Origin of the sequence: Microbacterium sp., from assembly GCF_035554235.1 — a bacterium.
Lineage (GTDB): Bacteria > Actinomycetota > Actinomycetes > Actinomycetales > Microbacteriaceae > Microbacterium.
Genome location: NZ_DATMIO010000218.1, coordinates 1 through 13,273, shown reverse-complemented (window position 1 = coordinate 13,273; position 13,273 = coordinate 1). Strand labels below are relative to the sequence as shown.

Genomic DNA, 13,273 nt, shown 5'->3' with positions numbered 1-13,273 from the left:
CGCTCGACCTCGACATGCACGTCGGTGGGGTCCATTCCGAGCCGCCGGGCGAGCACCCGTTCGTACCCCGGGCGCAACAGGGCGTCGCGGATCTCGGCGAGGATCGGTGCCGCGGAGCGGAGTCCACCGACGCGTCCCTCGACGCTGGCCAGGTCGTACCCCTTGAGGCGCTGGTCGATGACGAACTCGAACATGGGGACCTTCCGGTCCATGAGTGCGCGCACCGCGACGTCGCCCTTCTTGAGGCGGAGATCGCACGGGTCGAGGCCGTCCGGGGCGACGGCGACGTAGGTCTGGGCGTTGAAGCGCTTCTCCTCCGCGAAAGCGCGCAGCGCGGCCTTCTGGCCCGCGGCATCCGGATCGAAGGTGAACACGACCTCGCCGGAACCGGAGTCATCCCCCATGACCCGGCGGAGCACGGTGATGTGGTCGGTGCCGAAGGCGGTTCCGCACGTGGCGATCGCGGTGGTGACGCCCGCGAGATGGCAGGCCATGACGTCGGTGTAGCCCTCGACGACCACGACGCGCCGCGGGTCGCCCCGCGTGATGTCCTTCTTGGCGAGGTCGAGCCCGTAGAGCACCTGGGCCTTCTTGTAGATCTGCGTCTCGGGGGTGTTGAGGTACTTGGGGCCCTGGTCGTCATCGAACAGCTTGCGGGCGCCGAAGCCGACGATCTGGCCGGTGACGTCGCGGATCGGCCACATGAGACGCCCGCGAAAACGGTCGTAGAGGCCCCGCTGCCCTTGGGAGACGAGGCCGGCCGCCGTGAGCTCGTCGCGCGTGAAGCCCTGCGCGGTGAGGGCCTTCATCATCGACTCCCAGCCCTTGGGGGCGTAGCCGACGCCGAAGTGCGCCGCGGCGCCCGCATCGAATCCCCGATCGCCGAGGAACCGGCGCCCCGTCTCGGCCTCGGGGGTGGAGAGCCGGGAACGGAAGTACTCGGCCGCGGCGGTGTTCGCGGCGAAGAGCCGGGTGCGCCCGCTCGTCTCCGGGGCCGCACCCCCGTCCTCGTAATGCAGGGTGTAGCCGATGCGGCCCGCGAGACGCTCGACCGCCTCGGTGAAGCTCACATGATCCATCGCGCGCAGGAAGGAGTAGACGTCGCCCGACTCGCCGCAGCCGAAGCAGTGGTAGTAACCGACCCCGGGGCGCACGTTGAAGCTCGGGCTGCGTTCGTCGTGGAACGGGCAGAGGCCCTTCAGCGAGCCGACGCCGGCGGCCTTGAGGGCGACGCGCTCCCCCACGATGTCGGCGATGTTGGTGCGGGCCTTGACCTCGTCGACATCGGCCTGCCGGATGCGTCCCGCCATCAGCGCGGGCCCCGCGCGCGGGGCGCCCAGATGCCGATGGATGCCGCATCCACCTCGCCGACGAGGCGTCCGTGCCACGCGAGCGCCACCTGATCGGTGAGGCTCGCGACCTGATCGACGATGACCCGCTTGCGCGCGCCATCCGTCTGTGCCTGTGCGAAGTCACCGCGGAAGACGGCGTCAAGGGCATCCGGCCCGGTCTCCCACAGGGCGCCCGCGAGCCGCTGCAGCACCCGGCGCTGCTCCTTGTAGAGCTGCTTCCGACCCTCGATCGATACCACCGTCGCCCCGATGACGCCCTTGAGCACCGCCATCTCGGCCTCGATAACGCGAGGGACGACCACGTGGGCACGGTAGCGCGTCAGCACCGGGCCAGGGTACGCCTCCTGCGTCGCCGTCGTGGCCGCGCGGGCGAAACGACCGATCAAGTCGGATGTGAGGTTCTTCAGCCGCGCGAGGGCGGCACGCGACCCGTCGAACGACGACAGCCACTCCGGCATCCGCGTGAGCCGGAAGAGGGCGTCATCCAGCTCGTCCCGCGCGAAGTCATAGCCGACCCACACCTGGATCGCCGAGACGAGCGCTTCGTGTTCCGCGGGGTCCGAGAGCCGGGCGGGGTCGAGATAGCCGTTCACCATCGCGTCCTCGAAGTCGTGCACGGAGTAGGCGATGTCGTCGGAGAGGTCCATGACCTCCGCCTCGATGCAGCGGACGCGGCCCGGGGCACCGTCGCGCATCCAGTGGAAGACGTCCTCATCGTCGGGGTACACCCCGAACTTCAAGCGTCCGCCCGGGTCCGGCAGCGGGTGATCGGCCGTCCACGGGTATTTGCACGTCGCGTCGAGGCTGGCGCGCGTGAGGTTGAGACCGTGGCTGCGGCCATCGGCATCCATCACCTTCGGCTCGAGCCTCGCGACGATGCGGAGCGTCTGGGCGTTGCCCTCGAAGCCGCCGATGTCTTCGGCCCACTCGTTGAGCGCGCGTTCGCCATTGTGACCGAACGGAGGGTGTCCGAGGTCGTGGTTCAGGCACGCCGTGTCGACGACATCGGGCGAGAGACGCAGCTGCGTCGCGAGCTCACGGCCGACCTGGGCCACCTCGAGCGAATGCGTCAGGCGGTTGCGGGCGAAATCCGCTGGGCTCGCGGGGCTCAGCACCTGGGTCTTCGCCGCGAGGCGACGCAGAGCCGCCGAGTGCAGCACACGTGCGCGGTCGCGTGCGAAGTCGTCGCGCGCCGACCGGTGCCGCTCGGCGAAGAAGCGCTCGGCATCCACATCGTCGTAGCCGCTCGGGCGCCCGGGATCGACGCCGACCGCCCCGGTGCCGTCAGCCGCCACTGTTGTCGAGTTCCGCTCCGGCGAGTTCACAGGATGCCGCATGGCCGAGATCGCGGGAATCCAGCCAGCCCTCGGGCAGGGCAGGGCGCTTCGGCGTTCCGGCGCGGCCGCGCTGGCCCTCCGCGGCAGCCCCCGGGTACGGGGCGTCGCGCTCGAGCGTTGCGAGCAGGTCGTCGATCTCGGCGAGGCTCGATGCGGTCGCGAGGGCGGCCCGCGTGTCGCCCCCGACGGGATAGCCCTTGAAGTACCACGCGACGTGCTTGCGGATATCGCGGCATCCGCGGCCCTCGTCCTCGAAGAAGTCGACGAGCAGCTCGGCGTGGCGGCGGAACGCGTCGGCGACGAAGCCGAGCGTGGCATCGACGACGGCGCCGGCCGCCGAGGGCGCGGACGGGCCGAACGCGGCCGCGAGCTCGCCGAACAGCCACGGGCGGCCCAGGCATCCACGGCCGACGACGACGCCGTCGCATCCGGTCTCGGCCATCATCCGCACGGCGTCATCGGCCGACCAGATGTCGCCGTTGCCGAGCACCGGGACGCTCGTCACCGCCCGCTTGAGCGCGGCGATCGCCGACCAGTCCGCGGTGCCGGAGTAGAACTCCGCGGCCGTGCGGGCGTGCAGGGCGACGGCGGCCACGCCGGCATCCTCCGCGATGCGTCCCGCGTCGAGGTACGTGATGTGGTCGGTGTCGATTCCCTTGCGCATTTTGACGGTGAGGGGCACATCGCCCGCGGCATCCACCGCGCCGCGCACGATCTCGCCGAAGAGGCCGAGCTTCCACGGCAGCGCGGCACCACCGCCCTTGCGGGTGACCTTCGGCACGGGGCACCCGAAGTTGAGGTCGATGTGATCTGCGTGATCTTCCGCGACGATGATGCGCACGGCCTCGGCGACGGTCTTCGGGTCGACGCCGTACAGCTGGATCGAGCGGGGGGTCTCGGACTCGTGGTGACGGATGAGTCGCATCGTCGTGTCGTTGCGTTCCACGAGCGCGCGTGACGTGATCATCTCGGAGACGTAGAGCCCGGCCCCGTACTCGCGGCACAGGCGGCGGAATGCCGTGTTGGTGATCCCGGCCATCGGGGCGAGCACGACGGGAACGTCGATGTCGAGCCGGCCGATGCGCAGCGGTCCCGGGGCGCGCGCGAGCTCGGGCGCGGCGGCGAGGACGGTGGTCACGATGACATTCTCCCAGACGTACGGGCGACCCGCTGTGAATCGGGCTTAGCCTGTGGGTATGACAGAAGCGACGCTCATCGACATCCGCGACATCCCGTTCGCCACGGCAGACGGCGGACAGGCCACACTGGCCGACTACGACGGCAAGGTCCTCATGGTCGTGAACGTGGCGTCGAAGTGCGGGCTCACCCCTCAGTACGAGCAGCTCGAGGAGCTGAAGAAGACGTATGGTCCGCGCGGTTTCGACGTGCTCGCGTTCCCCAGCAACCAGTTCCTGCAGGAGCTGTCCGAGATGGACGACATCCTGGAGTACTGCTCGGTGACCTGGGGTGTCACGTTCCCGGTGTTCGACAAGGTCAAGGTGAACGGACGAAGCGCCGCGCCGCTCTTCAAGGCGCTGAAGAAGGCCAGGGACGAGCAGGGCAAGGCGGGCCGCGTCGAGTGGAACTTCGAGAAGTTCCTCGTGCTTCCGAACGGCGACATCAAGCGCTTCCGCCCCAAGCTGAAGCCGAACGATCCTTCGATCGTCGAGCTCATCGAGGCGAACCTGCCCGCCTGACCCGCTCTGGGCGGGGCTCGCTAGACCGCGGGCTCGACGACGTTCTCGGTCTCGCGGCGCTCGGCCCAGACCTGGCGAGCGATCTGCGCGAACGCCTCCGGCGGCTGCGCGCCGCTGACGCCGTACTTGCCGTCGATCACGAAGAACGGGACGCCGTTGATGCCGTAGGCGGCCGCCTGCTGCTGGTCGGCGTGCACGGCATCGAGATACTGCGACGTCTCGAGAGCGGTGCGCGCGGCATCCGCGTCGAGGCCGACATCGCCCGCCAGGGCGACCAGTTCGTCGATGCGGCCGAGGTGGCGTCCCTCGGTGAAGTACGCCGACATCAGCCGCTCTTCGAGGTCGTACTGACGCCCGTGCGCCTTCGCGAAGTGCAGCAGCTCGTGCGCCTTGACCGTGTTGGTGTGCTTGAGCAGGTCGAAGCGGTACTCGAGGCCCGCGGCCTTCGCCACGCCCGTGACGTTATCGAGCATCTCGCGCACGCGCTCGCGCGGGATGCCCTTGTGGCCGGCAAGGAAATCGAGCTCGTCGCCCTCGAATTCCACCGGCGTATCGGGCGACAGCTCGAACGAGTGGAACACGATCTCGACGGCGGGGGCGTCGTCGTCGGCGGATGTCTCGGCCAGGCCGTTCTCGAGATTGCGTTTGCCGATGTAGCACCAGGGGCACGCGATGTCCGACCACACGTCGATCTTGATGGCTTCAGTCACGCTGACGGCAACGGCATCCGTCGCCGGCGTATTCCGCGGATAGCATCGACGAATGCTGTCGCACGCCGATCCGCTCCCCTTCGCGCCGCGCCGCGTGCTGATCTGCGGCGTGACGGGGGCGGGAAAGACGACGCTCGCGAGGCGGATCAGCGCGCTCTGGAATCTGCCGTACACGGAGCTCGACGGTCTGTATCACGGACCGGGCTGGACGGTGCTGCCGACGTTCTCGGAGTCGCTGGGCGAGCTCGCCGCCGGCGAGAGCTGGATCGCGGAGTGGGGATACTGGAGCTCCGGCGCGGGACCTGTGCTCGGGGCCCGAGGGCAACTGGCGGTCTGGCTGGACCTCCCGCGCCGCATCGCGCTTCCACGGCTGGTGCGCCGAACGGTGTCGCGCAGCATCCGCCGTCAAGAGCTCTGGAACGGGAACATCGAGCCCCCGCTCTGGAGCTTCTTCACCGCGCCGGATGAGAACATCATCCGGTGGGAGATGAAGACTCACCGCACGTGGGCCGCGCGGATGCCCGAGGTCGAGAAGCTCTATCCCCGGCTTGAGGTGGTGAGGCTTCGCCATCCCCGCGAGGTCAGCGCGTGGCTGCATGGGCCCGCCCGGGCGATCGCCTAGAGGCCCTCGGGAGCTTTCGGCGTGTCGACCGCGCCGCCGAACCGGCGGTCCCGGTCGAGGTAGAGCTCGATCGCCCGCCACAGGTCGGTGCGGGAGAAGTCGGGCCACAGCGTGTCGAGGAACACGAACTCGGCGTACGCCGACTGCCACAGCAGGAAGTTCGACGTGCGCTGCTCGCCGCTGGAGCGCACGAAGAGATCGACATCGGGCATGTCGGGCACGTAGAGGTGCCGTCGGATGGACTTCTCGGTGATGGCGGAGGGCTTGAGGCGCCCCGACGCGACGTCCTCGGCCATGGCCCGCATCGCATCGACGACTTCGACGCGGCCGCCGTAGTTGACGCACATCGTCAGCGTGAGGGTGTCGTTCCCGGCCGTCAGCTGCTCCGCGTACTCGAGCTCTTTGATCACCGAGCCCCACAGGCGCGGCTTGCGCCCTGCCCAGCGGACGCGGACGCCCCACTCGTTGAGCTGGTCCCGGCGCCGGTGCAGCACGTCTCGGTTGAAGCCCATCAGAAAGCGCACTTCGTCGGGCGATCGTGACCAGTTCTCGGTCGAGAAGGCATACACCGAGATGTGCTTCACCCCGACCTGGATCGCGCCCGCGACGACGTCGAGCAGGGCCGCCTCTCCCGCCTTGTGTCCCTCGACGCGCGACAGGCCCCGGCGATTCGCCCAGCGACCGTTGCCGTCCATGACGATCGCGACATGCTCGGGAACCGACCCCTTGGGGAAGCTCGGCGGGTGGATTCCGGTCCAATCGACGGGCCGGTACGGGACCGCGTCGCGGTGAGTGAAGGGCTTCGGGCTCACCGTGCTCCCTCGACATGGGACAGGGAACGGATGCCGCGCTCGAGGTGCCATTGCGCGTATGCCGCGATCAGGCCCGAGGCGCCCGCCGCGTCTCGTGCGCTGGCGGCATCCACCATCGCCCAGTCGCCCTCCATGAGCGACGCGAGCAGCCGGACCGTGTCGGAGCTGACGCGCGGGCTTCCCGCCGGGGCGCAGTTCTCGCACACCAGCCCGCCGAGCTGGGCGACGAAGGACTGGTGGGGACCCGGGGCTCCGCAGCGGGCGCACTCCGTGAGACCCGGCGCCCAGCCGGAGAGCGCCATGGCCCGGAGCATGTACGAATCGAGGATGCTGCGCGAGGCGTGATCGCCGCGCGACAGCGCCCGGAGTCCGCCGACGAGCAGGAGGTACTGCTGCGGGGTGGCCTCGGCCTCGTTGAGCCTGTCGGCGGTCTCGACCATCGCGCTCGCGGACGTGTAGCGGTCGTAGTGCGCCGCGATGTCGGCCCCGTAGGAGCCGAGCGACTCGGCCTGCTGCACGATGTCGAGCGAGCGCCCGATGTACAGCTGGACGTCGACGACCATGAACGGCTCGAGCCGGGCGCCGAACCGCGATGACGTGCGCCGCACCCCCTTTGCGACGGCGCGTACCTTTCCGTGCCGCTTGCTGAGCATCGTGACGATGCGGTCGGCCTCACCCAGCTTGTGGGTGCGCAGCACGACGGCTTCGTCTCGATAAGTGGGCACGATCCATTATGGATCCGCGGCCCCGGGTGTCTCCGGCGGCGGGCCGTACGTCGGCGACTCCCGCGCGCCGGGACCGCGTCGGTGCCTCGCCCGTGCACAACAGCGGACTTCTTGCCCGCAACACCGGTCATCCGGGGGTGCCGGCGGCGTGTCATGGCCGAGACCCGCCGTTGTGCACACCCCATGGCTGAACTCCCCGGTAGCCGGACCCTCGGGGATTCGGAACGGCTCGATCCACATAATGTATGATATTCACTATGTCGACGACCAACCTTCTTGACCGGCTCCTCGCCGTGACCGCGCTGCTGCAGGCCGATCAGGAGCGGGAACTCGGGCGCATCGGGCTCACCTCCGCACGCACGCACGTGCTGTGGGTGCTGCACCACCGCGGGCCGTCGACGCAGATTCAGCTCGCGGATGCGATCGAGGTCACACCCCGGAACATGACCACGCTCGTCGACGCGCTGGAGGCGACCGGCTTCGTGCACCGCAGGCCTCATCCGGAGGATCGCCGTGCCGTGCTGGTCACGCTCACCGAGCGCGGGATGGCGGTCATGGAGACCATGGCGCGCGAACACGATGATCTCGATGCGGCACTCGTCGAGGGCCTCGACCCCGCCATCGCGCGCGCGACGGCGGAGGGGCTGGATCACGTGCTCGCGCGGCTCACCCGGCTCGTCGACGAGCACCTCGCCGCGCGCGACGAACTGCCGGAGCAGCCGCGGTGATCGAGACGTCCACTCCCACGCGGCCCACGCTCGCCGCCCGCACCCGCCACTTCGCGAGGCGCGCTTGGAAGATGGAGGAGGCGGTGTGGGTGAGCCTGTATCGCTTCATCTTCCGTCGCCCCCGGGTGCCGGCAGGCGCGACCGCGATCCCCTATCACGCGCCCGTCGTCACGATCATGATCGTCTTCATCGCGCTCTCCGCCGTCGAGATCCCCATCATCGATCTCATCGCCCACCCGTGGCCATGGGTGCGGTACCCGCTCCTGATCGCGGGCATCTGGGGCGTGACGTGGATGGTCGGGCTGCTGTTCGGGTTCCTGACGAGACCGCACGCCGTCGGTCCGGAGGGAATCCGGGTGCGCAGCGGCGCAGAGATCGACATCGATCTTCCCTGGTCCGTCGTCGATCGCGTCATCCGCTCGCGGGAGGTCGTCGAGAAAGCGCCGAAGATCCAGGATGGCGAGCACGGCCGCACCCTCGCGCTGAGGATGCAGAACGAGACGAACCTGCTCGTCGTGCTCGAGAGACCCGTCGAGGTGTCTCTGCCGACAGGCGCCGAGACGATCGACGCGGTGCGCTTCTGGGCGGATGACTCCGACGCGTTCATGTCCGCGGTGCGCACGCACATCCCCTGACCCGCGGGCAGAATGAGACGGTGATCGAACCCCTCTTCACCATTCCGCTGTGGGCCGACCTCATCGCGGTGGGACTCGGCGGACTGCAGGGTGCGATGTTCGCCTCCGGGTTCCAGGGGCAGCGGCGCCTCGACCTGCTGGGCGTCGCGATCATCGGCATCCTCGTCGGCATGGGCGGCGGCCTCATCCGAGACATCCTCGTCGACGCCGCGCCGACCACACTGCTGAGCAACTGGTATCTGCTGACGGCCACCGGCGCGGCGCTGGTCGGGATGCTGCTGGCCGGCCTCCTGCATCGGCTCAATGCGGTCATTGTGGTGCTCGATGCGGTCGTCATCGGCATGTTCGGCGCGTTCGGGACGAGCAAGGCGATCGCCGTCGGGATGCCCCTCGTGCCCGCCGTCTTCGTGGGCGTCTGCTCCGCGGTCGGCGGATCGATGCTGCGCGATGTGATCATGGGGCTGCCGGTGTCGGTCATGCACGTCGGCTCGCTGTACGCGGTGGCGGCGGGGGTCGGATGCCTCGTGCTGGCGTCTGCGCACGCTCTGGGTGCCCCGATCGTCTCGGCGGCGATAGCGTGCATCGTCGTGACGGCGGTCATCCGCGTGCTGGCCGTGCTCTTCGACGTGTCGCTTCCCGAGCAGCGGGTGATCTACCGGCGAAAGGTCGCCGCCGAGACCGGGGCGCTGCCGATCGTCAAGCCATAGTCTTCGCGGGAGTGTGGGACCGCCGGTACTGTCGGAACGTGACGCCCGACCGCATCGTCCGCCTGCGCCGCGAGGCGTGGGGCTTCGCCGTCGGCTCGGTCTTCTTCGCCCTGGGCGCGGTGCCGATCTACGCCGACGCGGTCGGTGTCGTGTTCACGAACCTCACGTTCTTCGTCGGCGCGATCTTCTTCACGCTCGCGGCGCTGATCCAGCTCGTCCTGAGCGGGCGGCGGCCGCCTCGGCGTGGGGCGAACCGGGCCGACCGCTGGGACTGGTGGGCGGCCGCGGTCCAGTTCGCCGGCACGCTCTTCTTCAACCTCAGCACCGCTGAGGCTCTGATCACGGCGATGAACGCCGATACCCGGGTCGGCGACGGATGGCGGCCGGATGCCTTCGGCTCGATCTGCTTCCTCGTCGCCAGCGCCTTCGCCGTGGTCGCCACCACAGAGCGCGAAGGACTGTGGGATCCCCGGGCGCGCACCTGGCGCGGCACCTGGCTGAACATGCTCGGCTCGGTCTTCTTCGGCGTCTCGGCCGTCGGCGCCTATGTGCTCCCCGGCACCGGCGACCTCGTCAGTCCGCTCTGGGCGAACCTCGGCACCCTTCTGGGCGCGCTGTGCTTCCTGACCGCAACCCTGCTGAGCCGGCGCTCCATCGACGTGGAGGCCGGCCCGCAGGTCACTTCCTAGACGCCGGCCAGTGCCGCGGTCGCCTCGCGCGTGCGGATCGCGCGGTTCACACACGACACGATCGCCTTGAGGGATGCCGTCGAGATGTCGCCGTCGATGCCGACGCCCCACAGGCGCTCACCGTCGACCTGCAGCTCGACATAGGCAGCCGCCTGGGCGTCGCCGCCCGCGCTCAGCGTGTGCTCGACGTAGTCGTAGAGCGAGACCTCGAAACCCCGCTGGTGGATGATCTCGAGGAACGCCGCGATGGGTCCATTCCCGTGACCGGATGCCTCGGCCCGCTCCTCGCCGTCGCGCAGCGTGATCGAGAGTTCGACGTCGCCCGAGAGGTCGCTCTGCGTGCGAGTGCCGAGCAGCTCGAAGCGTCCCCAGCGGTGCTCGTCGATCGCGGAGGGGAGGTACTCGTCGGTGAAGATCGACCAGATCTGCTCGCTCGTGACCTCGCCGCCCTCGGCGTCGGTCTTTGCCTGCACGACGCCCGAGAACTCGATCTGCAGGCGGCGGGGCAGATCCAGCGCGTGGTCGGATTTGAGCAGGTACGCGACGCCGCCCTTGCCCGACTGGGAGTTCACCCGGATGACCGCTTCGTACGAGCGTCCGAGGTCTTTCGGATCGATCGGCAGGTACGGAACCGCCCACTCGAGCTCATCGACCGAGACGCCCTCGGCCTGGGCCCGCGCATCCATGGCCTCGAACCCCTTCTTGATGGCATCCTGGTGCGACCCGCTGAACGCCGTGAAGACGAGGTCGCCGGCCCACGGGCTGCGCTCGTGCACGGGCAGCTGGTTGCAGTACTCGGCCGCGCGCTTGACCTGATCGATGTCACTGAAGTCGATCTGGGGGTCGATGCCCTGCGTCAGCAGGTTGACGCCCAGTGCGACGAGGTCGACGTTGCCGGTGCGCTCACCGTTGCCGAAGAGGCATCCCTCGATGCGGTCCGCGCCGGCCATGTAGCCGAGCTCGGCAGCCGCGATCGCGGTGCCCCGGTCGTTGTGGGGGTGCAGCGAGAGGATGACGTTCTCGCGGTGCGCCAGGCGCCGCGACATCCACTCGATTGAGTCGGCATACACGTTCGGCGTCGCCATCTCGACCGTCGCGGGCAGGTTGATGATGACCTTGCGCTCGGGCGTGGGCTCGAAGATCTCGATGACCTGGTTGCAGATGTCGACGGCGAATTCGAGCTCGGTGCCGGTGTAGCTCTCGGGCGAGTACTCGTAGAACACCTGAGTCTCGGGGATGCGCTTCTCGAACTCGCGGCACAGGCGCGCGCCGTCGAGCGCGATGTCGATGATGCCCTGCTTGTCGGTGCGGAAGACGACGTCGCGCTGGAGCACGCTCGTCGAGTTGTAGAGGTGCACGATGGCGCGCTTCGCGCCGGCGATCGACTCGTAGGTGCGCTCGATGAGGTGCTCGCGGGCCTGCGTCAGCACCTGGATCGTGACGTCGTCCGGGATGACGTCGTCGTCGATCAGGTGACGCACGAAGTCGAAGTCCGTCTGACTGGCCGACGGGAATCCGACCTCGATCTCTTTGTAGCCCATGCTCACCAGGAGGTCGAACATGATGCGCTTGCGCTCGGGGCTCATCGGGTCGATCAGGGCCTGATTGCCGTCGCGCAGGTCGACGGCGCACCAGCGCGGCGCTGTCGTGATGCGGTTGCCGGGCCACGTGCGGTCGGGAAGCTCGACCCTCAGCTGCTCGTGGTACGGCCGGTACTTATGGATCGGCATGCCGGAGGTCTTCTGTGAATTGTCCATGGGTTCGCTCGTTCTCTCGTCAGATGAGGCGGGCCGACATCAAGCTCCGCGACGAGGAAGGCCCTAGAACGAGGACTCGTCGCGGCGACTAAGAAGGAGTCGGCCGAAGCGCATGCATCGATGGTACCAGGATGCCGCGCGCGCCGGGTCAGAACCCCAGGCGGCCGAGCTGCTTCGGATCGCGCTGCCACTCCTTCGCCACGCGTACGCGCAGCGAAAGGAACACCTTCGTGCCGAGCAGGGGCTCGATCTGCGCGCGTGCGCGCGCACCGACATCCCGCAGGCGTGACCCCTTGTGGCCGATGATGATCGCCTTCTGGCTGTCGCGTTCGACCACGACGTTCGCGAAGATGTCGGTCATCGAACCGGTCTCGCGCTGCGAGATGTCCTCGATCGTGACCGCGATGGAGTGCGGGAGCTCGTCGCGCACGCCCTCGAGGGCTGCCTCTCGGATGATCTCGGCGATCCTGTCGTCGAGGGACTCATCGGTGACGACATCGCCGGGGTACAGCGGGGGGCTTATGGGCATGAGCCCGAGCAGCTCGTCGGTCAGCACGTCCAGCTGCACGCGTGTGAGCGCGGAGAGCGGGATGACGGCGTCCCAGTCGTCGCGGAGCGCGTCGACCTCGAGCAGGCGTGCGGTGACCTCCTCGCGCGAGGCGGCATCCGTCTTGGTGACGATCGCGACCTTCTTGGTGCGTCGGTAGCCGTCGAGCGACTCGGCGATCCGCCGGTCACCGGGACCCACCTTCTCGTTGGCGGGCACGCAGAAGCCGATGACGTCGACGTCTCCGAGCACCTGTTCGACGAGGCTGTTCAGCCGCTCGCCGAGCAAGGTTCGCGGCTTGTGGATGCCGGGGGTGTCGACGATGATCAGCTGCCCGGCGGGGCGGTTCAGGATGCCGCGGATGGCCCGGCGGGTGGTCTGCGGCTTGTCGCTCGTGATGGCGACCTTCTCGCCGACCAGCGCGTTCGTGAGCGTCGACTTTCCCACGTTCGGCCGTCCGACGAAGGTCGCGAACCCGCATCGCGGGCTGGTGTCGTCGGTCGCCGCATCATCCATGGTTGTCTCCCTTGAAAGCCTCTTCCGCGGCGAGAAGGCTCTCGCCGCGCTCGACGAACACCGTCGCGAGACCGCGACCGCGGCCGCGCGCGGCGCCGCCGGTCAGGATGAGGCCCTCGACCTCGACCGTCGCGCCCGGATGCGGCACCCTGCCCAGCGCCTTGCCGAGCAGGCCGCCGACCGAATCGACGTCGTCGTCCTCGAGCTCGATGCCGAACAGGTCGCCGACCTCGTCGAGCGGCAGCCGTGCGCTGACCCGGTACCGGCCGGGGTCGATTTCGACGACCTCCTCGGAACGGGGGTCGTACTCGTCGGCGATCTCGCCCACGAGTTCCTCGATGAGGTCCTCCAGCGTGACGAAGCCGCGCTCGCCGCCGCTCAACGGGCCGGCGAGAATGACGACCTCGGCCTGTTCGGCTGGTCGCTGGTCGAGCTGATC

At 68.9% G+C, this 13,273-nt stretch carries 15 protein-coding genes; 6 read left to right on the top strand and 9 right to left on the bottom strand.

Annotation, left to right across the window (positions count from 1 at the left end):
- The 3 genes from dnaG to dusB all read right to left on the bottom strand — a co-directional run.
- A partial coding sequence (dnaG, locus tag VNT50_RS11430) for a DNA primase (protein WP_325485244.1) occupies positions 1 to 1,310 on the bottom strand: 1,310 nt, incomplete at its 3' end.
- Entirely contained in the window at positions 1,310 to 2,647 is a 1,338-nt protein-coding gene (locus tag VNT50_RS11425; RefSeq protein WP_325485243.1) for a deoxyguanosinetriphosphate triphosphohydrolase, read from the bottom strand. The genes VNT50_RS11425 and dnaG, both read right to left, overlap by 1 nt.
- Positions 2,637 to 3,827 carry a tRNA dihydrouridine synthase DusB gene (gene dusB, locus VNT50_RS11420; RefSeq protein ID WP_325485242.1) on the bottom strand — a complete coding sequence of 397 codons (1,191 nt, stop codon included), beginning with the start codon at positions 3,825 to 3,827 and terminating at the stop codon, positions 2,637 to 2,639. The genes VNT50_RS11425 and dusB overlap by 11 nt, the downstream gene beginning before the upstream one ends.
- Positions 3,828 to 3,885: 58 nt before the next feature.
- Between dusB and VNT50_RS11415 the strand changes: the two genes are divergently transcribed.
- Positions 3,886 to 4,386: a glutathione peroxidase gene (locus VNT50_RS11415; RefSeq protein WP_325485241.1), complete on the top strand. Its 501-nt coding sequence runs from the start codon at positions 3,886 to 3,888 to the stop codon at positions 4,384 to 4,386.
- 20 nt (positions 4,387 to 4,406) lie between these two features.
- Here VNT50_RS11415 and VNT50_RS11410 read toward each other — a convergent pair whose 3' ends face one another.
- Entirely contained in the window at positions 4,407 to 5,096 is a 690-nt protein-coding gene (locus tag VNT50_RS11410) for a DsbA family oxidoreductase (protein ID WP_325485240.1), read from the bottom strand.
- Between the two features lie 52 nt (positions 5,097 to 5,148).
- Here VNT50_RS11410 and VNT50_RS11405 point away from each other — a divergent pair, with 52 nt between their 5' ends.
- Positions 5,149 to 5,718 (top strand): P-loop NTPase family protein, encoded by a 570-nt coding sequence (locus VNT50_RS11405; protein WP_325485239.1) that lies wholly within the window; start codon positions 5,149 to 5,151, stop codon positions 5,716 to 5,718.
- Here VNT50_RS11405 and VNT50_RS11400 read toward each other — a convergent pair.
- The gene (locus tag VNT50_RS11400; RefSeq protein ID WP_325485238.1) at positions 5,715 to 6,530 is read right to left on the bottom strand and encodes an isoprenyl transferase; all 816 of its coding nucleotides are present in this window, start codon (positions 6,528 to 6,530) and stop codon (positions 5,715 to 5,717) included. The two genes, VNT50_RS11405 and VNT50_RS11400, sit on opposite strands and share 4 nt — an antisense overlap.
- On the bottom strand, positions 6,527 to 7,255 hold the full coding sequence (recO, locus tag VNT50_RS11395; RefSeq protein ID WP_325485237.1) for a DNA repair protein RecO: 729 nt from the start codon (positions 7,253 to 7,255) through the stop codon (positions 6,527 to 6,529). Before recO ends, VNT50_RS11400 begins: the two co-directional genes overlap by 4 nt.
- Before the next feature lie 257 nt (positions 7,256 to 7,512).
- On the opposite strand from recO, the gene VNT50_RS11390 reads away from it, so the two are divergent.
- From VNT50_RS11390 to VNT50_RS11375, 4 genes are read left to right on the top strand one after another with little or no spacing between them, the layout of a single operon-like run.
- Complete coding sequence (locus tag VNT50_RS11390; RefSeq protein ID WP_325485236.1) at positions 7,513 to 7,983, top strand: MarR family winged helix-turn-helix transcriptional regulator; 471 nt, start codon at positions 7,513 to 7,515, stop codon at positions 7,981 to 7,983.
- Positions 7,980 to 8,618, top strand: a complete 639-nt coding sequence (locus VNT50_RS11385) for a hypothetical protein (RefSeq protein WP_325485235.1) — start codon at positions 7,980 to 7,982, stop codon at positions 8,616 to 8,618. The genes VNT50_RS11390 and VNT50_RS11385 overlap by 4 nt, the downstream gene beginning before the upstream one ends.
- 20 nt (positions 8,619 to 8,638) lie before the next feature.
- Entirely contained in the window at positions 8,639 to 9,325 is a 687-nt protein-coding gene (locus tag VNT50_RS11380) for a trimeric intracellular cation channel family protein (protein ID WP_325485234.1), read from the top strand.
- 38 nt (positions 9,326 to 9,363) lie between these two features.
- Positions 9,364 to 10,014, top strand: coding sequence for a hypothetical protein (locus tag VNT50_RS11375; RefSeq protein WP_325485233.1), 651 nt, complete (start codon positions 9,364 to 9,366; stop codon positions 10,012 to 10,014).
- On the opposite strand, the gene leuA is transcribed toward VNT50_RS11375, so the two are convergent.
- The 3 genes from leuA to VNT50_RS11360 form a co-directional block, all read right to left on the bottom strand.
- Positions 10,011 to 11,771 (bottom strand): 2-isopropylmalate synthase, encoded by a 1,761-nt coding sequence (gene leuA, locus VNT50_RS11370; protein WP_325485232.1) that lies wholly within the window; start codon positions 11,769 to 11,771, stop codon positions 10,011 to 10,013. The genes VNT50_RS11375 and leuA overlap by 4 nt on opposite strands.
- Before the next feature lie 148 nt (positions 11,772 to 11,919).
- Positions 11,920 to 12,834 carry a GTPase Era gene (gene era / locus VNT50_RS11365; protein WP_325485231.1) on the bottom strand — a complete coding sequence of 305 codons (915 nt, stop codon included), beginning with the start codon at positions 12,832 to 12,834 and terminating at the stop codon, positions 11,920 to 11,922.
- A partial coding sequence (locus VNT50_RS11360; protein ID WP_325485230.1) for a transporter associated domain-containing protein occupies positions 12,827 to 13,273 on the bottom strand: 447 nt, incomplete at its 5' end. The genes era and VNT50_RS11360, both read right to left, overlap by 8 nt.

Excerpts from the sequence above, each read along its gene's own strand:
- era (WP_325485231.1), bottom strand. The coding sequence starts at position 12,834 with ATGGATGATGCGGCGACCGACGACACCAGCCCGCGATGCGGGTTCGCG.
- VNT50_RS11415 (WP_325485241.1), top strand. The coding sequence starts at position 3,886 with ATGACAGAAGCGACGCTCATCGACATCCGCGACATCCCGTTCGCCACG.
- VNT50_RS11405 (WP_325485239.1), top strand. The coding sequence starts at position 5,149 with ATGCTGTCGCACGCCGATCCGCTCCCCTTCGCGCCGCGCCGCGTGCTG.
- VNT50_RS11390 (WP_325485236.1), top strand. The coding sequence starts at position 7,513 with ATGTCGACGACCAACCTTCTTGACCGGCTCCTCGCCGTGACCGCGCTG.
- leuA (WP_325485232.1), bottom strand. The coding sequence starts at position 11,771 with ATGGACAATTCACAGAAGACCTCCGGCATGCCGATCCATAAGTACCGG.